This window comes from Gallaecimonas sp. GXIMD4217 (assembly GCF_038087665.1).
Lineage (GTDB): Bacteria > Pseudomonadota > Gammaproteobacteria > Enterobacterales > Gallaecimonadaceae > Gallaecimonas.
Map to the genome: position 1 here is coordinate 2,475,065 of NZ_CP149925.1, position 17,019 is coordinate 2,492,083.

At 65.1% G+C, this 17,019-nt stretch carries 17 protein-coding genes and 1 tRNA gene; 10 read left to right on the top strand and 8 right to left on the bottom strand.

Features of this window, described 5'->3' with window-relative positions; translation table 11 throughout:
* Positions 1-24: 24 nt before the first annotated feature.
* Positions 25-1,320 carry an alkaline phosphatase gene (locus WDB71_RS12110; protein WP_341501843.1) on the top strand — a complete coding sequence of 432 codons (1,296 nt, stop codon included), beginning with the start codon at positions 25-27 and terminating at the stop codon, positions 1,318-1,320.
* Here WDB71_RS12110 and WDB71_RS12115 read toward each other — a convergent pair.
* Positions 1,317-2,003 carry a tRNA/rRNA methyltransferase gene (locus tag WDB71_RS12115; protein ID WP_341501844.1) on the bottom strand — a complete coding sequence of 229 codons (687 nt, stop codon included), beginning with the start codon at positions 2,001-2,003 and terminating at the stop codon, positions 1,317-1,319. The two genes, WDB71_RS12110 and WDB71_RS12115, sit on opposite strands and share 4 nt — an antisense overlap.
* An 80-nt stretch (positions 2,004-2,083) precedes the next feature.
* On the opposite strand from WDB71_RS12115, the gene WDB71_RS12120 reads away from it, so the two are divergent.
* On the top strand, positions 2,084-2,353 hold the full coding sequence (locus WDB71_RS12120; protein ID WP_341501845.1) for a late competence development ComFB family protein: 270 nt from the start codon (positions 2,084-2,086) through the stop codon (positions 2,351-2,353).
* Here WDB71_RS12120 and WDB71_RS12125 read toward each other — a convergent pair.
* Positions 2,350-3,051 carry a transporter substrate-binding domain-containing protein gene (locus WDB71_RS12125; RefSeq protein ID WP_341501846.1) on the bottom strand — a complete coding sequence of 234 codons (702 nt, stop codon included), beginning with the start codon at positions 3,049-3,051 and terminating at the stop codon, positions 2,350-2,352. The genes WDB71_RS12120 and WDB71_RS12125 overlap by 4 nt on opposite strands.
* Positions 3,052-3,131: 80 nt before the next feature.
* Between WDB71_RS12125 and WDB71_RS12130 the strand changes: the two genes are divergently transcribed.
* Positions 3,132-3,644, top strand: coding sequence for a hypothetical protein (locus tag WDB71_RS12130; protein ID WP_341501847.1), 513 nt, complete (start codon positions 3,132-3,134; stop codon positions 3,642-3,644).
* 122 nt (positions 3,645-3,766) lie between these two features.
* Here the strand turns inward: WDB71_RS12130 and WDB71_RS12135 are convergent.
* Positions 3,767-3,853 (bottom strand) — tRNA-Leu (locus WDB71_RS12135).
* A 98-nt stretch (positions 3,854-3,951) separates the two neighbouring features.
* Between WDB71_RS12135 and WDB71_RS12140 the strand changes: the two genes are divergently transcribed.
* On the top strand, positions 3,952-4,449 hold the full coding sequence (locus WDB71_RS12140; protein ID WP_341501848.1) for an RDD family protein: 498 nt from the start codon (positions 3,952-3,954) through the stop codon (positions 4,447-4,449).
* Between the two features lie 30 nt (positions 4,450-4,479).
* On the opposite strand, the gene lptG is transcribed toward WDB71_RS12140, so the two are convergent.
* Positions 4,480-5,544 (bottom strand): LPS export ABC transporter permease LptG, encoded by a 1,065-nt coding sequence (gene lptG, locus WDB71_RS12145; protein ID WP_341501849.1) that lies wholly within the window; start codon positions 5,542-5,544, stop codon positions 4,480-4,482.
* Complete coding sequence (lptF, locus tag WDB71_RS12150; RefSeq protein WP_341501850.1) at positions 5,541-6,605, bottom strand: LPS export ABC transporter permease LptF; 1,065 nt, start codon at positions 6,603-6,605, stop codon at positions 5,541-5,543. The genes lptG and lptF overlap by 4 nt, the downstream gene beginning before the upstream one ends.
* Positions 6,606-6,867: 262 nt before the next feature.
* Between lptF and pepA the strand changes: the two genes are divergently transcribed.
* The 5 genes from pepA to proX all read left to right on the top strand — a co-directional run bounded on the left by pepA (position 6,868) and on the right by proX (position 14,868).
* Positions 6,868-8,376 (top strand): leucyl aminopeptidase, encoded by a 1,509-nt coding sequence (gene pepA / locus WDB71_RS12155; RefSeq protein ID WP_341501851.1) that lies wholly within the window; start codon positions 6,868-6,870, stop codon positions 8,374-8,376.
* Between the two features lie 47 nt (positions 8,377-8,423).
* The gene (locus tag WDB71_RS12160) at positions 8,424-8,870 is read left to right on the top strand and encodes a DNA polymerase III subunit chi (protein WP_341501852.1); all 447 of its coding nucleotides are present in this window, start codon (positions 8,424-8,426) and stop codon (positions 8,868-8,870) included.
* A gap of 14 nt (positions 8,871-8,884) precedes the next feature.
* Positions 8,885-11,740: a valine--tRNA ligase gene (locus WDB71_RS12165; RefSeq protein ID WP_341501853.1), complete on the top strand. Its 2,856-nt coding sequence runs from the start codon at positions 8,885-8,887 to the stop codon at positions 11,738-11,740.
* A 120-nt stretch (positions 11,741-11,860) separates the two neighbouring features.
* Positions 11,861-13,771, top strand: coding sequence for an EAL domain-containing protein (locus WDB71_RS12170; protein ID WP_341501854.1), 1,911 nt, complete (start codon positions 11,861-11,863; stop codon positions 13,769-13,771).
* Positions 13,772-13,878: 107 nt separating this feature from the next.
* Positions 13,879-14,868 (top strand): glycine betaine/L-proline ABC transporter substrate-binding protein ProX, encoded by a 990-nt coding sequence (gene proX / locus WDB71_RS12175; RefSeq protein WP_341501855.1) that lies wholly within the window; start codon positions 13,879-13,881, stop codon positions 14,866-14,868.
* Here the strand turns inward: proX and WDB71_RS12180 are convergent.
* The gene (locus tag WDB71_RS12180; RefSeq protein WP_341501856.1) at positions 14,865-15,179 is read right to left on the bottom strand and encodes a multidrug efflux SMR transporter; all 315 of its coding nucleotides are present in this window, start codon (positions 15,177-15,179) and stop codon (positions 14,865-14,867) included. The two genes, proX and WDB71_RS12180, sit on opposite strands and share 4 nt — an antisense overlap.
* Before the next feature lie 79 nt (positions 15,180-15,258).
* On the opposite strand from WDB71_RS12180, the gene WDB71_RS12185 reads away from it, so the two are divergent.
* Positions 15,259-15,756, top strand: coding sequence for a MarR family transcriptional regulator (locus WDB71_RS12185; protein ID WP_341501857.1), 498 nt, complete (start codon positions 15,259-15,261; stop codon positions 15,754-15,756).
* Between the two features lie 25 nt (positions 15,757-15,781).
* On the opposite strand, the gene rraB is transcribed toward WDB71_RS12185, so the two are convergent.
* Both rraB and WDB71_RS12195 read right to left on the bottom strand, forming a co-directional pair.
* Complete coding sequence (rraB, locus tag WDB71_RS12190) at positions 15,782-16,192, bottom strand: ribonuclease E inhibitor RraB (protein WP_341501858.1); 411 nt, start codon at positions 16,190-16,192, stop codon at positions 15,782-15,784.
* Positions 16,193-16,277: 85 nt separating this feature from the next.
* Entirely contained in the window at positions 16,278-16,973 is a 696-nt protein-coding gene (locus WDB71_RS12195; RefSeq protein WP_341501859.1) for a 1-acylglycerol-3-phosphate O-acyltransferase, read from the bottom strand.
* Positions 16,974-17,019: the final 46 nt, after the last annotated feature.

Genomic DNA, 17,019 nt, shown 5'->3' on the forward strand with positions numbered 1-17,019 from the left:
CACAGCATATTGCAAGGACAGACCATGTTGCGTTCCCTGAGCCTGCTGGCCGCGCTGTGCCTGAGCGCCCAGCTCCAGGCCGCCCAGGCCCCCAAGAACATCATCTTCATGATTGGCGACGGCATGGGCCCCGCCTACCCCGCCGCCTACCGCTATTTCGCCGACGACCCCGCCACCCCCAGGGTGGAGAACACCGTCTTCGACGAGATGCTGGTGGGCATGGCCACCACCTACCCGGATGAGCCGGACACCATAGTGACCGACTCCGCCGCCGCGGCCACGGCCCTGGCCACCGGTCATAAGAGCTACAATGGCGCCATCGCCGTGGATCGCCAGAAACAACCCCTGGCCACCCTGCTGGAGCTGGCCAAGCAGCGCGGCCTGAGCACCGGCCTGGCGGTGACCTCCCAGGTCAACCATGCCACCCCGGCCGCCTTCATGGCCCACAACGAAAGCCGCCGCAATTACGACGCCATCGCCGACGCCTACCTGGATGAGCGCATCAACGGCAAGCCCAAGGCCGACCTGCTGCTGGGCGGTGGCCTGAAGTTCTTCAAGCGGGAAGACCGGGATCTGGTGGCCGAGTTCATGGCCCTGGGCTACGGCTTCGTGGACAGCGCCGAGAGCCTGGGAAAGGCCGACCGGCTGCCACTGCTGGGCCTGTTCGGTGACGTTGCCCTGCCCAGTGCCATAGACGACCAGAAGGGACCGCGCCTGGCCGCCATGACCGCCAAGGCCGTCACCCTGCTGGACGACAACCCCAAGGGCTTCTTCCTGCTGGTGGAAGGCAGCCAGATAGACTGGGCCGGCCACGACAACGACATCGTCACCGCCCTGCACGAGATGGCCGACTTCGCCGCCGCCATCCGCTGGGCCAGGGATTACGCCAGGGAGAACCAGGACACCTTGGTGGTGGTCACCGCCGACCACGGCACCGGCGGCCTGACCCTGGGCGCCGACGGCAAGTACCAGTGGCGGGCCGACTTCCTGCGCCAGATCCCCCATTCGCCGCGCCGGGCCGCCAAGCTGCTGTTGGCCGCCGACGAGCCCCGGGCCCGCCTGGGCGGGATCCTCGGTTTCGCCCCCTCCAGGGAAGAGGCCGAAGCCGTACTCGACGCCAGGGACGACGGCCCCGATGCCCTGGCCAGGGCCATCAAGACCCTTATCGACAAGCGCAGCCTGACCGGCTGGACCACCTCAGGCCACACCGCCATAGACGTGCCCGTCTACGCCTTTGGTCCCGGCGCCGAGACCCTGGGCAAGGTCATGGACAACACCGAGCTGAGCCAGCGCCTGCTGGCGCTGATGACGGCCCGCTAGGCGGGCGGCTTCAACAGCTTGTTGGCCAGGAACAGGAACAGCCGCAGATCGCGGCTGCCGGCCTGGTTGAGTTGCTGGATGGCCCACTGGGCCGGGGTTTCGTCCGTGTCGACCCCGGCCTGCTCGAGCAGCAGCCCCAGCTGCTGGCGGGCCGCCGCCAGCTCGCCGCCCCTGGCCGCCTCGGCGGGCGGGGTCAGGCTGGCGTCGCGGCTGTCCACCGACAACGCATAGGCATACAGCATCACCGCCTGGGCCAGGTTCAGGGACGGTTGGGGCTGGGCCAGGGGGATATAGGAGCGCAGCTGACACTGGGCCAGCTCGGCGTTGGACAGACCGGATTCCTCGCAGCCAAAGACGATGGCAGTGCGCTCCGCCACCTGGGCCAGATCCGCCAGCCTACCCCTGAGCTGCTCGGGACTGTGGCAGGGGATCTGATCGCCCCTGGCCCTGGCGGTGGTGGCCACGGCCAGATCGCAGTCCGCCAGCGCCGCCTCCAGGCTGTCGAAGGACTGGCCCGCCAGCAGCTCCCGGGCGCCGTGGGCCACCCAGGCCGCCTCATCCTGGCGATGGGCATCTGAGCCCACCACCCGCAGATCGTCATAGCCCATGGTCTTCAGGGCCCGGGCGGCAGCCCCCACGTTTTCGGGACGGGCCGGCCGGACCAGCACAAAACAGAGTTTCATCTTTTACCTCGCAGCAACGCAGGCGGAGCTTACGCCATCGCCTTGGACTAGGCTAGTAGGGGTGAAAAAGGAGACCGCCCATGAAGCTGGACGCCGACATCCACAACTATATGGAAACCCTGCTGACCCAGGTGCTGGACGACTATCCGCTGCGGGTCCCCCAAGACGAGCAGGCCGACCTCTGCTGCCTGGTGCTGAACCGGCACCCACCCCGTTATGTCCGTCACGACGTCGATACCGCCTTCTTCATGACCGAAGACGATGTGCTGGCCCTCAAGGCGCAGCTACGCCAGTCCATCGCCGAGGTGGAAGAATATCTGGCCAGCGCCCAGGCCAGGCAAAAGGCCTAGTTGCCCAGCCGCCTCAGGCCTTCATTGAGGATCCGCTGCCAGTGCCGCCCCTCCTCGCTGTTCCTGAAGGCCACATAGAGGGACTTGTCGTCCAGCAGCCTGGGGCTCACCGCCAGTTGGTCCCGGTAAGGCTGTAGCAGGGGATCCCTGTCCAGCCAATGGTCCAGCACCCTGGGGTCGATGACGATGGCCCGCACCCGCCCATGGACCAGCTTCATGATGTTCTGGCGGTCGGAATCGGCCAGATCCACGCGCTGCTTGCCGGCCGCCACCGCCAGGTCGAAGGCCTCGGTGTTCACATAGTCCCGCACCACCCCGATCCGGTAGCGCTGCAGCTCCTGGACATGGCGCCATGGGATGGGGTCGTCCTTGCGATAGGCCAGGGCCAGGGGCCCGGAGCCTATGGGATCGGATAACTGGTAGCGAGCCGCCACCTGTGCCGAGGCATACTCCGGCAGGTAGCCCAGGTAACGGGACTGGCCGTCCACCAGCGCCACGGCCCGCTGCCAGGGAAAGAAATCCACCTGCAGTTCATGGCCCATGGCCGCCAGGGCCTGGCGTGTCACCCTGATCACCTGGCCCTGCTCGGCCAGATCGTTGCTCGCATAGGGCGGCCATTCCAACGACGCCAGGTAGAGGGTGGCGGCAGGCAGGGGCAGGCACAGCACCAGCAGAAAACTTGCCAGGATCCTCATCATTTAACCGCCCCCTCCTGCCCCATCGGGCTATGCTTAAGTTTAGGTCATGGCCTCTATGACCTTCTGCCCAGGAGAAAACCATGAAAAGATGCTTGCACCTGGGGCTAAGCTGCTATTTTGCCCTGCTGGCCAGTGCCATGGCCACCACAGAAGAGGCGCCGGACAGGCTGCCCGATGCGTCCGACTGGCAGGTTCAGCAGCAACAGCCATCAGCTCCCTACGGCGACTTCGCCGTGCCCAATCGGCAAGGGGCCGGCAGCCTGTTCCTGGCCCTGCTGCCCAGCGACAGTCGGCTCAACGTCAGCCGCGGCCAGGGCCAGCCCGGCAACCTGCAGATCCGCAGCGACCAGCTCTGGGGCATCAACAGCTGGCTGAGCGGCATGGCCGGGGTCGGCTACACCAGAACCAGCCTGGAAGGCCCCTTCCCGGGCATGAAGGCGGAAACGGAAAAATACGGCAACTGGCGCCTGGGCCTCTTTGCCGAGCTGGCCGGCTTCGACCTGGAGCTCAGCTACCAGCAGGCCACCATAGAGCCCCTGGCCCAGGACCGCAACAGGGTCGCCTTTACCATCTCCCACCAGTTCAGTTTCTAAGGCCCCGAAAACGAAAAAGGCTCCCATTGGGAGCCTTTTCATCAATAAGGGACCTGATCTTCTGAAAATGTTCTGAAACGAAAAACGCCGCCCAAAGGGGCGGCATTTTTGTCTTTAAAATCTGGTGCCTAGGGTCGGACTCGAACCGACACGGGTTTGACCCCGGCGGATTTTGAATCCGCTGCGTCTACCAATTTCGCCACCCAGGCAGGTGCTGGGCATTATACGTAAAAAGCCCTTTGGTGCAACCATTTGCGGGCGGCGCAATTCTGCTAAACTGCCCCGGCTTGAGCCCTTGGAGAACTGCATGAATAGCGAACAACATTGGCCCCGCGCCGGCCTGTTCCGGCGCCTGGCGTCCCTGGTCTACGACTACCTGGTGGCGGCCGCCATCTACATGGTGGCCGGCGCCGTTTCCTTTGGCCTCTTTGCGCTGCTGTTCGCCCAGGGCCTGCTCCCCGACCAGGGCTTCGAGCACGCCATCGACCTGCAGCAGGCCTCGCCCTTCTACACCAGGCTGATCTACGCCTGGAACCTGTTCTGGGTGGCCTTCTATTTCGTGCTGTCCTGGAAGAAGGGCGGCCAGACCCTGGGCATGAAGGCCTGGCGGCTCAAGGTGCAGAACGCCGACGGCACCACCATTTCCACCCTGCAGGGGGTGGTGCGCTGCCTCACCGCCCTGGGCGGCCTGGGCAGCCTGGCCATCCTGTTCAACTGGCGCAACAAACTGGCCCTGCAGGACTGGCTGGCCGACTGCGAGACGGTGGTGCTCAGCAAGGAAGCCAACAAGCTCAAGGAAAGGTAAAAAGGCGCCCAAGGGCGCCTTTTTTCTTGGTCAGGCCTGGCGCCTGAGCAGCCACACCGACAGGCCGATGAACAGCAGGCTGGGCAGGGAGGCGCCCAGCACAGGCGGCACCTCGTAGACCAGGCTGATGGGCCCGAAGATCTCCGACGACAGGAAGAAGCCAAAGCCGGTGATCACGCCAAGCAGTACCCGCGCCCCCATGGTCACCGAACGCAGCGGCCCGAACACGAAGGAGCAGGCCACCAGCAGCATCACCGCCAAGGTCAGCGGCGACAGCAGCTTGCGCCAGAAGGCCAGCCAGTAGCGGGAGGCATCCTGGCGGTTGTTCTCCAGGTAGTCCAGGTACTGGAGCAGGCCCTGCAGCGACAGCGCCTCGGGCTTGACGGTGACCACCCCCAGCTTGTCCGGGGTCAGCTCGGAGCCCATCACGGCGCTGGCCCTGCTGGTGGTGCTGGTGCCGCCGGCGTCGATGCGGGTCTCCTTCACCTCTTCCAGGTGCCAGCCCTCATCCTGCCAGGTGGCCCTTTCGGCATGGAGCATCAAGGTCAGCTTGCGATCCTTGAACTCGTAGAGGGTGACGTCGCCGAGTTGATCCGCCTCCAGCAGCTGCTGGATGTGCACGAAGCGATCCCCGTCCCTGGCCCAGAGGCCGTTGGCGTCCCGCAGCAGCGAGCCGCCGGACAGGGCCTGGCTGCGCATCTCCCTGGCGTGGCGCTCGGCGGCCGGGGCCACGAACTCGCCCAGGGCGGTGACCACCAGCATCAGCAGCAGCACCGTCTTCATGGCCGAGGCGATGATGTTGAACCTGGACAGGCCGGAGGCCTGCATCACCGTCAGCTCGGAATTGCTGGCCAGCATGCCGAGGCCAATCAGGCCGCCCAGCAGCACCCCCATGGGGAAGAACATCTCAATGTCCCTGGGGATGGAAAAGAGCACGAACATGGCCGCATCCGAAGTGTCGAAGCTGCCCCGGCCCACGTAGCGCAGCTGCTCCACGAACTTGATCAGTCCCGACAGGCCCACCAGCACCGACAGGCTCAAGGTGGTGGTGGCCAGGATCATCCGGCCGATATAGAGATCGATGATACTCATCATGGGCGCCTCCGCATCCAGCCCATCAGCCTGGTGCCGGTGCTGCGGCCCTTGATGATCAGCGCCACGCCGATCACCAGGGCGCTGGCGTGGATCCACCATAGCCCCAGCTCCATGGGCAGCTTGCCGTCCTCCAGGGCGCGGCGGCCGGCCAGCAGCAGCAGGAAGTAGCCCATGTACAGGCCCAGGGCCGGCATCAGCTTGGCGAACTTGCCCTGGCGGGGGCTGACCTGGGCCATGGGCACGGCGATGAGGATCAAAAGCGGAATGGACAGCGGCAGCGCCAGGCGCCACTGGATCTCGGCCCGGGCGTCCGGGGAGTCGTCCTGCAGCAGCTCGGCCAGCGGCAGGGCCGCCAGCTTGCGGCGGCGCTTCTGCACCTCCTGCTCGCCTATGGCCAGGCTGTAGCTGGAAAAGGCCAGCTCCTGCAGTTGCGGTTGCCCGGCCTTGCCTTCATAGCGGTTGCCTTCCTCCAGCACCAGCCGCTGGCTGTCGCCCTGGCCGTCCTCGACCCGGCCGGCGGCCGCCATCAGCACCGAGGACTTGCCGTCGCCGTCGGACAGCTGGGCCACGAAGACGCTGTCCAGCTCGCCGCCGTCGCGGCTGATGTCCTCGATGAACACCACCGCCTTGCCGTTGGCGGTGCGCTGGAAGCGCCCTTCCTGCAGGGTAGCCAGGCCGCTGGAGGCCTGGGCCTTTTCGATGAGCTGGTATTCCTTCTCCAGCGCCCAGGGCCCGGCCACCAGGCTGATGCCGGCGCCCAGCAGGGCAAACACCAGCCCCAGCACCAGGGTCACCCTGGCCACGTACCACTCGGAGACGCCGCAGGAGTGCAGCACCGTCATCTCGTGCTCGGCGTACATGCGGCCATGAGCCAGCAGCACCCCGATGAAGAGCGCCAGGGGCAGGATCAGCGCCAGCAGCGCCGGCATGTGCAGGCCTATGACGGTGGCCACCAGGGTGCCGGGAATGTCGCCCTCGGCGGCGTCGGAGAGCACCGACACGAACTCCCGGCTCATGAAGATGGCCATCAGCACCCCGGCCACGGCCAGCGTGGATTTCATCGCCTCGAGAAAGAGGTAGCGAAGTATGATCAAAACGGCGCCCTTAAGCAGAAATTTGCAGTTTTGCTAAAATCGAACGAAATAAAGGCTGAAGCACTTGTTTTTACAATTTTAACCGGTTTTAATCGGGTCGGCAGACGGCGTGATAAGGCCCTGCCCGTCACCTCAGGTCCCGCCTGAAGTCCCTGACCCATAAGGGCCTTGCCGCACAGCATTATCCATAAATCTGCCAGCTTTGTCTTTAGGACCTCAAGGAGAGCACATGGAATTCAGCGTTAAAAGCGGAAGTCCGGAAAAACAGCGTAGCGCCTGTATCGTAGTCGGTGTCTACGAGCCTCGCCGCCTTTCCCCCGTCGCCGAGCAACTGGACAAGATCAGTGACGGCTATATCTCCAATCTGCTGCGCCGCGGCGATCTGGAAGGCAAGGCCGGCCAGGTACTGCTGCTGCACCATGTGCCGGGCGTGCTTTCCGAGCGGGTGCTGCTGGTGGGCTGCGGCAAGGAGCGGGAGCTGGACGAGCGCCAGTACCGCCAGATCATCCAGAAGACCATCGCCACCCTCAACGACACCGGCTCCATGGAGGCGGTCTGCTTCCTGACCGAGCTGCACGTCAAGGGCCGCGACACCTACTGGAAGGTGCGCCAGGCGGTGGAAGCCACCCAGGCCGGCCTCTATTCCTTCAACCAGCTCAAGACCAAGAAGGAAGAGCCGCGCCGGCCGCTGCGCAAGATCACCTTCAACGTCCCGACCCGCCGCGAGCTGGGCCTGGGCGAAAAAGCCATCCGCCACGGCCTGGCCGTGTCCGCCGGCATGGCCGCCACCCGCGACGTGGCCAACCTGCCCCCCAACATCTGCAACCCCGCCTACCTGGCCAAGATCGCCACAGAACTGGCCGAGCAGCACGACAAGCTCAGCGTCGAGGTCATCGGCGAGAAGCAGATGGACGAGCTGGGCATGCATTCCTACCTGGCGGTGGGTCGCGGCTCCGACAACGAATCCCTGATGACGGTCATGCACTACCGCGGTAACCCGGACCCGGACGCCAAGCCCATAGTGCTGGTGGGCAAGGGCCTGACCTTCGACTCCGGCGGCATCTCCCTCAAGCCCGGCGAGGGCATGGACGAGATGAAGTACGACATGGGCGGCGCCGCCGGCGTGTTCGGCACCATGACCGCCCTGGCCCAGCTGGAGCTGCCCCTGAACGTCATCGCCATCCTGGCCGGCTGTGAAAACATGCCCGACGGCAAGGCCTACCGCCCCGGCGACATCCTCACCACCATGTCCGGCCAGACCGTGGAAGTGCTCAACACCGACGCCGAAGGCCGCCTGGTGCTGTGCGACGCCCTGACCTATGTGGAGCGTTTCGAGCCCGAGTGCGTCATCGACACCGCCACCCTCACCGGCGCCTGCGTCATCGCCCTGGGCAAGGTGGCCTCCGGCCTGCTGTCCACCCACAATCCCCTGGCCCACGAGCTGCTCAACGCCGCCGACCAGTCCGGCGACAAGGCCTGGCGCCTGCCGCTGTTCGACGAGTACCAGGAGATGCTGGAGAGCCCCTTCGCCGACATGACCAACCTGGGCGGCCGCCCGGCCGGTACCATCACGGCGGCGGCCTTCCTGAGCCGCTTCACCAAGAAGTACAACTGGGCGCACCTGGACATCGCCGGCACCGCCTGGACGAGCGGCAAGGACAAGGGCTCCACCGGCCGCCCGGTGCCGCTGCTGACCCAGTTCCTGCTGAACCGGGCCGGCGAGAAGCCGGAAGACTGATGAACCAAAGGGCAGTTTCCACTGCCCTTTTTTACCTTTGAGGCCCTATGCAACAGGTCACCTTCTGCCTGCTGGGGGACAGCTCCCTCACCGACTTCGCCGCCCGGCTCGCCAAGCACTGCTACCAGCAGCAAAAGCCCTGCCTGGTCTACTGCGCCACCCAGGCCCAGGCCGAGGCGGTGGACGAGGCGCTCTGGACATTGGCCCCGGACGATTTCGTGCCCCATAACCTGGCCGGGGAAGGCCCCAGGAGCGGCGCCCCGGTGCTGATCGCCTGGGAGGGCTCCGGCCCGGTGCGGGGCCGGCCGGCCCTCATCAATCTGCATGATTCCGTACCCCAAGTTGCGGTACACTGTCAGGATATTTTCGAGGCGGTCCCAGAGGACGACAGCGGCAAGCAGGCTGCCCGGCAGCGCTTTGTCCAGTATCGCCAGCAGGGCATCCAGCCCGCCACGGCGCCTCTGCCTGACGTTTTGGCGCAAACCCACAGATAAGTTTTCGAGCAAGCATGGACAAGACTTACAACCCCAATGCCATTGAACAGGCCCTCTACCAGGCCTGGGAAGAGAAGGGCTACTTCAAGCCCAGCGGTGACACCAGCGCAGACAGCTACTGCATCATGATCCCGCCGCCGAACGTCACCGGCAGCCTGCACATGGGCCATGCCTTCCAGCAGACCATCATGGATGCCCTCACCCGCTACCAGCGCATGCAGGGCAAGAACACCCTCTGGCAGGTGGGCACCGACCATGCCGGCATCGCCACCCAGATGGTGGTGGAACGCAAGCTGGCCGCCGAGAACGGCCCCAGCCGCCAGGAGCTGGGCCGCGACGCCTTCATCGACAAGGTCTGGGAATGGAAGGGCGAGTCCGGCGGCACCATCACCCGCCAGATGCGACGCCTGGGCAACTCCGTGGACTGGGACCGTGAGCGTTTCACCATGGACGAGGGCCTGTCCAACGCCGTCAAGGAAGTCTTCGTGCGCCTCTACGAGGACGACCTCATCTACCGCGGCAAGCGCCTGGTCAACTGGGATCCCAAGCTGCACACCGCCATCTCCGATCTCGAGGTCGAGAACAAGGAGAAGAAGGGCCACATGTGGCACCTGCGCTACCCCCTGGCGGACGGCGCCAGGACCGCCGACGGCAAGGACCACCTGGTGGTGGCCACCACCCGCCCCGAAACCATGCTCGGCGATACCGGCGTGGCCGTGAACCCGGAAGACCCCCGCTATAAGGACCTGATCGGCAAGTTCATCGAACTGCCCCTGGTGGGCCGCCGCATCCCCATCGTCGGTGACGAACACGCCGACATGGAAAAGGGCACCGGCTGCGTGAAGATCACCCCGGCCCACGACTTCAACGACTACGAAGTGGGCAAGCGCCACAACCTGCCCATGATCAACGTGCTGACCTTCGACGCCGCCATCCGCGACGCCGCCGAGGTCTTCACCACCAAGGGCGAGCCTTCCGATGCCTACGGCACCGAGCTGCCGGCCGCCTACCAGGGCCTGGACCGCTTCGAGGCCCGCAAGGCCATCGTCGCCGACTTCCAGGCGCTGGGCCTCCTGGAGGAGATCAAGGAACACAGCCTGATGGTGCCCTACGGCGACCGCGGCGGCGTGGTCATCGAGCCCATGCTCACCGACCAGTGGTACGTGCGGGTGGCGCCCATGGCCAAGACCGCCATCGAGGCGGTGGAGAACGGCGACATCCAGTTCGTGCCCAAGCAGTACGAGAACATGTACTTCTCCTGGATGCGCGACATCCAGGACTGGTGTATCTCCCGCCAGCTGTGGTGGGGCCACCGCATCCCGGCCTGGTACGACGAAGCCGGCAAGGTCTACGTGGGCCGCGACGAAGCCGCCGTGCGCGCCGAGCACAACCTTGGCGACGAGGTGGTGCTGCGCCAGGACGACGACGTGCTGGACACCTGGTTCAGCTCGGCCCTGTGGACCTTCTCCACCCTGGGCTGGCCGGAAAACACCGAGGCCCTGAAGACCTTCCACCCCACCGACGTGCTGGTGACCGGCTTCGACATCATCTTCTTCTGGGTGGCGCGCATGATCATGATGACCATGCACTTCATCAAGGACGAGGACGGCAAGCCCCAGGTGCCCTTCAAGACCGTCTACGTCACCGGCCTCATCCGCGACGAGGAAGGCCAGAAGATGTCCAAGTCCAAGGGCAACGTCATAGACCCCCTGGACATGATCGACGGCATCGCCCTGGACGAGCTGCTCGACAAACGCACCGGCAACATGATGCAGCCCCAGCTGGCCGAGAAGATAGGCAAGCGCACCAGGAAGCAGTTCCCGGACGGCATCAGCGCCCACGGCACCGATGCCCTGCGCTTCACCCTGGCCGCCCTGGCCAGCACCGGCCGCGACATCAACTGGGACATGCAGCGCCTGGAAGGCTACCGCAACTTCTGCAACAAGCTGTGGAACGCCAGCCGCTACGTGCTGATGAACACCGAGGAGCAGGACTGCGGCTTTGGCGGCGGCGAGCTGGAGCTGAGCCTGGCCGACCGCTGGATCCTCGGCCAGTTCCAGGAGACGGTGCAGGCCTTCCGCCAGGCCATGGACAGCTACCGCTTCGACATCGCCTCCTCCATCCTCTACGAGTTCACCTGGAACCAGTTCTGCGACTGGTACCTCGAACTGACCAAGCCGGTGCTGTTCAAGGGCACAGAGGCCCAGCAGCGCGGTACCCGCCACACCCTGGTGACGGTGCTGGAAGCCCTGCTGCGCCTGATGCACCCCATCACCCCCTTTATCACCGAAACCATCTGGCAGCGGGTCAAGGTGCTGGCCGGTATCGACGCCGATACCATCATGCTCCAGCCCTTCCCCGAGTTCGATGCCGCCCGGGTAGATGCCACCGCCATGGCCGATCTGGAGTGGGTGAAGCGCTTCATCGTTGCCATCCGCAATATCCGCGCCGAGATGGACATCGCCCCCTCCAAGCCCCTGGAGGTGATGCTGGTGGCTGCCGGCGAGACCGAGCAGCGCCGCCTGGCCGAAAACGAGAGCTTCCTGCTCAACATGGCCAAGCTGGAGTCCATCTCCGTGATGGCCGACGGTGAGGCGGTGCCGCCTTCCGTGGCCCAGCTCATCGGCGACATGGAAGTGCGTATCCCCATGGCCGGCCTCATCGACAAGGACGCCGAGCTGGCGCGGATCCAGAAGCAGCTCGACAAGACCGAAGGCGAGCTCAAGCGGGTCGAAGGCAAGCTGAGCAACGACAGCTTCGTGGCCAAGGCGCCCGAAGCCGTCATCGCCAAGGAAAGGGCCAAACTGGACGAATACCAGGCGACCCTGGCCAAGCTGCGCGAGCAGCTGGCCACCATCGAGAGCCTGTAAGCATATGAAGGCCTGTTCTTTTTGAGCAGGCCTTTTTCCTCAGGGCCCGATGGAGCTACATTACATAAGAAGCACCACACACGCGTAATAAGAAGAAGATTGAGGGATCCCGTGGCGGATTTGAGTACGGAAAGCCTGCTCCAGCACCTGCACTGCCCCCTGGGCTGGCTGGACAAGGATGCACAACTGGTCGGTTGGAACCCGGCCTTTGCCAAGCTGTTTGATGGCGCCCCCGATACCTTCTGGTCCCAGTCCGAGCTAAGCGCCGATTGGCGCCAGCGCCTGCCCGGCCAATGGCAGGACCAACTGCCCGGCGCCGGCCTGGTTCAGGTCCATGCCACCGCCCTGCCCGGCGGTGAGGGGAGCCTGCTCAGCGTCCGTCCCCTGGTCGATGACGGCCACTGCGTCCTGGATCTGCTCAGCCACCCCATTTTCATCCAGAGCCCCGAAGGCGCCCTGCTGGCCTGCAACCAGGCCTTCGCCGCCCTGCTCGGCCGGGAGCGCCAGGCGCTTATCGGCCTGGGCCATGATCAGCTGTTCAGCCAGCCCTGGGGCCAGGCGCTGGCGGAACAGCGCCGGCAGTTGCTGGACTCGGGCCAGGCACATCAGTACCAGCAGCAGCTGGACGGGCAGCCGGTGCTGATCAGGCAGCGCCCGCTCGCCAGCGGCGAGCGCCTGCTGGCCGTGGTCGGCGAGTTCTGGGAACAGCCCCAGGCCGTGGTCGGCGAGTTTTGGGAACTGCCCCAGGTGGCCAACCGCGATGCCCTGCTCAGCCACCTGGAGGAGCAGATCCTCATCGCCAAGCGCACCAAGATGCCGCTGGGCCTGATGCTCATCGACCTCTGTAACTTCCAGCAGATCAACGACGACTACGGCCTGCAGCTCGGCGACCGCCTGCTCAGGGTCGTGGCCGAGCGGCTCGGCTCCGGCGTCCGCGAGACCGACATGGTGGCCCGCCTGGAGGGCGACCGCTTTGCCGTGGTCGCTTCCCACCTGCAGGACAAGGCGGCCATGGCCCAGGTGCTGACCAAGGTCAGTGCCCTGTTCGAAAGCCCCTTCCTGCTCGACGACCAGAAGATCCGCCTCAACTTCCGCACCGGCATCGCCGTCTACCCGGAGGATGCCGAAGAGGGGCCTCCCCTGTTCAACAACGCCGAGCTGGCCCTGCACAACATCAAGAAGGAAGGCGGGGAAATCCGTTTCTATGACGACAAGATCGACGTCATGGTCCGCAAGACCCGGGAGCTGGGCAAGGATCTGGGCCGGGCCCTGGAAGACAACCAGTTCGCGCTGCGCTTCCAGCCCGTGGTCAGTGCCTACGGCAACAAGCTGATCGGCGTCGAGACCCTGCTGCGCTGGAACCACCCGGTGCACGGTGAACTGCAGCCCCAGGAGTTCATCTACATCGCCGAGAGCGTGGGGCTGATCAACGAGGTCGGCAACCATGTGCTGGACATGCTCAAGGCCCAGCTGGAGCGCTGGCAGGACTACGGCATCTTCAACATCAACCTGTCCCTGAACGTGTCGCCGGCGCAGCTGCGCCATGGCGATCTCTACGACAGGCTCAAGGTGATCGTCGACGAGCTGGGCGGCCCGGATCAGTTCACCCTGGAGCTGGAGCTCAACGAATCGGCCATCTATGCCGACGGCCAGCGCTACACCCAGCAGCTGCTGGATCTGAAGAAGCTGGGCATACGCCTGACCATAGACGAGTTCGGCAGCGTCAACGGCGCCCTGAACAACCTGACCAAGCTGCCCATCGATACCCTGAAGATCGACCGGCACTACGTCGCCAAGCTCACCAAGGACAGGGACGCCGACACCCTGGTCAGGGCCATCATCAAGCTGGGCAAGGAGCTCGGCATCCGCACCAGCGCCGTGGGCGTGGAGAGCCTGGATCAGCTCAACTTCCTGCGCAACGAACGCTGCGAGCAGGTCCAGGGCTTTGCGGTCTCCACCCCCATCGAGGGGGAAGACTTCATCACCTGGTACCACAACTTCAACCTGGTCAGGGGCGGCATCCAGCCCTGACGAAAAAGCGGCTCCCTGGGGAGCCGCTTTTGTTTTGATTGGCAATGAACTGGCCGGGACACTAGAATTAACTTTCTGATAACAAAGCCATTCTTCCCGGAGGTTCTATGAGGCTCACCCTGTTTTGCCTGCTGTTCACCCTGCTGCTCCCGGCCAAGGCCGTCCCCCAGCCGGGTCAGGGCATCAAGGTACAGCCGCTGCAGAGCTCCATTGCCGAAGAACGCTTCCAGACCCTGCTGGTGGTGCGCGCCCTGGAGGAGCTGGGTTACGAGGTGGCGCCGGTCAGGGAAATGGAATACGCCAGTGCCCACCAGGCCATCGCCAGCGGCGAGGCCACCTTCATGGCCAATCACTGGGATCCCCTCCATACCGACTTCCTGCTCAAGGCCGATCCCAAGGGGCGACTGATCTACCGCCAGGGCACCTATTCCCCCGAGGCCATGCAGGGCTACCTGATCGACCGCAGGACCGCCAAGAAGCACGGCATCAGCCGCCTCGACCAGCTCAAGGATCCGGCCCTGGCCAAGTTGTTCGACCGGGACGGCGACGGCAAGGCCGATCTCACCGGCTGCAATCCCGGCTGGGGCTGCGCCAGGGTCATCAACCACCAGCTGCAGGCCTACGGCCTGACCGACACCGTCACCCACCACAGCGGCGACTACTCGGCCCTCATTGCCGATACCCTGGCCCGGTTCCGCAAGGGCGAGCCGGTGCTCTACTATACCTGGACCCCCTACTGGATCGCCGGGCTGATGGTACCCGGCAAGGACGTGATCTGGCTGCAGGTCCCCTTTTCGTCCCTGCCCGGCGCCCGCGCCGACGTGGACACCAGCCTGCCCGACGGCAGCAACTACGGCTTCCAGCCCAACGACCAGCGCATCATCGCCAACAAGGCCTTCACCGACGCCAACCCGGCCGCGGCCAGGCTGTTTTCGCTCATGTACCTGTCCGCCAACGACATCAGCGCCCAGAACCTGCGCATGCGCCGGGGCGAGCGGAACAAGGCCGATATCGCCGGCCATGTGGACGCCTGGATCCGCGCCCACCGCGCCCGCTTCGATCAGTGGCTGGCCGAAGCCAGGAAGGCGGCCCGCTAGGACACCAGCTTCAAGCCCACCAGGGCGGTGAGCAGCAGGCCCAGGAAAAACAGCCGGGCGCCGCCGACGGGGTCGCCAAACCAGATCATGCCCACCACCGCCGTGCCCAGGGCGCCGATGCCGGTCCAGAGCGCATAGGCGGTCCCGATCGGCACGCTGGCCATGGCCCTGGTCAGGCAGAAGAAACTGGCCGCGCTCAGCACCACAAAGGCCAGGGAGGGCCCCGTCCTGCTGAAGCCGTCGGACAGCTTCAGTGCCGTTGCAAAGCCCACCTCGAACAATCCCGCCAACAGCAACATCAGCCACGCCACATCAACCCCCAACTATCTTCCTAGAAAGACATTTCGCCGTGATACTATCTTCCCGGAAAGATAAATACAAGGTGACATCATGAGTCGTTCCCGCGCCGGTATCACCGAGCTGGAGAAGGAGTGGCGCCGGCACTGGCCGGAAGCCATGACGGAAAATGCCCTGCTGACCCCCGCCCTCTATCGCCTGCAGGAGCACCTGGGCCGCTGCGCCGAAAGGCTGCTAAAGCCCCACGGCCTGCAGAGCGCCGATTTTGAGGTACTGTCGGCGCTTCGGGCCAGCCCCCCACCACACAGCCTGACCCCCACCGAGCTGTACCGGCGCCTGCTGGTCAGCTCCGGCGGCATGACCAAGATCCTGGCCAGGCTCGAAGACAGGGGGCTGATCACCAGGCCCGCCAACCCGGAAGATGCCCGCAGCAAGCTGGTGACCCTGGCCGAGCCCGGCAAAGAGTTGATTGAAAAGCTGACGGCGGCCCTGGTGACCGAGGAAGGCAAGCTGCTGGCGTTGCTGGACGACGCCCCCGGCCTGGAGCGGGTGCTGACGGCCTGGCTGGACAGGATCGAAAAGGCCGGCTAATGCCGGCCTTGTTCATATAGGTGACTCAGTGCAGCTGTTCGTCGTCGTCGAACTCGTCTTCGTCGTCGAGCTCCTCGGCCAGCACGTCGTCACCGAAATAGGTGCCCCAACCGTCGTACTCCACCCCGAACTTCTCCGCCAGGGCAATGAGGGCGTCGGTGTCGGCGTTGAGCTTCTCCAGCACCAGGGGCTCTTCCTTGATGGCGTCGAAGCAGTAGACCAGGTTGCGGCCTTCCTTGAATTCCTCGGCGTCGCTGACCTCGAAGCCCAGCTTGAAGGCCTCCACGGCCACCTTCTCCAGGCGGGAGAAGTCTTTGGCGGCGAAGTGATGCTCCACCACGAAATCGTCGCTGAAGTCGGCGCCGTCGTTTTGCAGGGCCTCCAGGATCTCCTTGTTGTCGAGACGCTGTTCAGCCTGCAGGCTCTCTAGGGACATGGTGCTTACTCTTCTTAATCCGGGATCGCCGCAAGCCTAGCATGGCGCCGGCCCGGTAGCCAGAAGGCCAAGGCCGGTATTCGCCTCAGCCGAGCTCTGCCAGGGCCTGGCTCATTTGGGCATGGCACTGCTGGGACAGCTCGCGGACCTGGCGGCGCTCAACCTGGCTGGTGTCGATGGCGGGCAGGTAGCGCACCACCACTTCGCCGTTGTGCCACTGGTTGAGGCGGATCCTGTCCAGGCTGGACACCACCACCGGCACGATGGGCACCTGGGCGTCCACGGCGGTGTGGAAGGCGCCGGTCTTGAAGGGCAGCAGGCCGCGGCCATAGGAGCGGGTGCCCTCGGGGAACAGCCAGACCGACAGGCCGTCTTCGCGGATGCGCCGGCCCACCACGTCCAGGGTGCCCTTGGCCCGGGCCGAGTTCTTGCGGTCGATGAGGATGTTGCCGGTCAGCCAGTACAGTTGGCCGAAGAAGGGGATCCACTTCAGGCTCTTCTTGCCGATGCTGACGGTTCCGGGGCGGACACCGCCGGCGGCGGTGAACAGATCGTAGTTGTTCTGGTGGTTGCAGACGTAGACGGCCGGGCCCTGGGGCAGGTTTTCCTGGCCCTCGATACGCAGCCTGATGCCCAGTACCGGCGCCATGCGCGCGAACAGGTGGGCGAAACGGCAGACATGGTTGGGATGAAAGGGGCGCAGCAGGCAGAACAGGCTGCCCAGGACGCCTACCAGGAGGATGAACAGGGCCAACAGCAGCAGGCGGACAACAGCGAGCATGGATCCTCCGGTTTGGGCCGCAACAAACGGCGCTCGGGCAGGGGCA

Coding starts and splice junctions, on each gene's coding strand:
- WDB71_RS12110 (WP_341501843.1), top strand. CDS start 25: ATGTTGCGTTCCCTGAGCCTGCTGGCCGCGCTGTGCCTGAGCGCCCAG.
- WDB71_RS12115 (WP_341501844.1), bottom strand. CDS start 2,003: ATGAAACTCTGTTTTGTGCTGGTCCGGCCGGCCCGTCCCGAAAACGTG.
- WDB71_RS12120 (WP_341501845.1), top strand. CDS start 2,084: ATGAAGCTGGACGCCGACATCCACAACTATATGGAAACCCTGCTGACC.
- WDB71_RS12125 (WP_341501846.1), bottom strand. CDS start 3,051: ATGATGAGGATCCTGGCAAGTTTTCTGCTGGTGCTGTGCCTGCCCCTG.
- WDB71_RS12130 (WP_341501847.1), top strand. CDS start 3,132: ATGAAAAGATGCTTGCACCTGGGGCTAAGCTGCTATTTTGCCCTGCTG.
- WDB71_RS12140 (WP_341501848.1), top strand. CDS start 3,952: ATGAATAGCGAACAACATTGGCCCCGCGCCGGCCTGTTCCGGCGCCTG.
- lptG (WP_341501849.1), bottom strand. CDS start 5,544: ATGATGAGTATCATCGATCTCTATATCGGCCGGATGATCCTGGCCACC.
- lptF (WP_341501850.1), bottom strand. CDS start 6,605: ATGAAATCCACGCTGGCCGTGGCCGGGGTGCTGATGGCCATCTTCATG.
- pepA (WP_341501851.1), top strand. CDS start 6,868: ATGGAATTCAGCGTTAAAAGCGGAAGTCCGGAAAAACAGCGTAGCGCC.
- WDB71_RS12160 (WP_341501852.1), top strand. CDS start 8,424: ATGCAACAGGTCACCTTCTGCCTGCTGGGGGACAGCTCCCTCACCGAC.
- WDB71_RS12165 (WP_341501853.1), top strand. CDS start 8,885: ATGGACAAGACTTACAACCCCAATGCCATTGAACAGGCCCTCTACCAG.
- proX (WP_341501855.1), top strand. CDS start 13,879: ATGAGGCTCACCCTGTTTTGCCTGCTGTTCACCCTGCTGCTCCCGGCC.
- WDB71_RS12185 (WP_341501857.1), top strand. CDS start 15,259: ATGAGTCGTTCCCGCGCCGGTATCACCGAGCTGGAGAAGGAGTGGCGC.
- rraB (WP_341501858.1), bottom strand. CDS start 16,192: ATGTCCCTAGAGAGCCTGCAGGCTGAACAGCGTCTCGACAACAAGGAG.
- WDB71_RS12195 (WP_341501859.1), bottom strand. CDS start 16,973: ATGCTCGCTGTTGTCCGCCTGCTGCTGTTGGCCCTGTTCATCCTCCTG.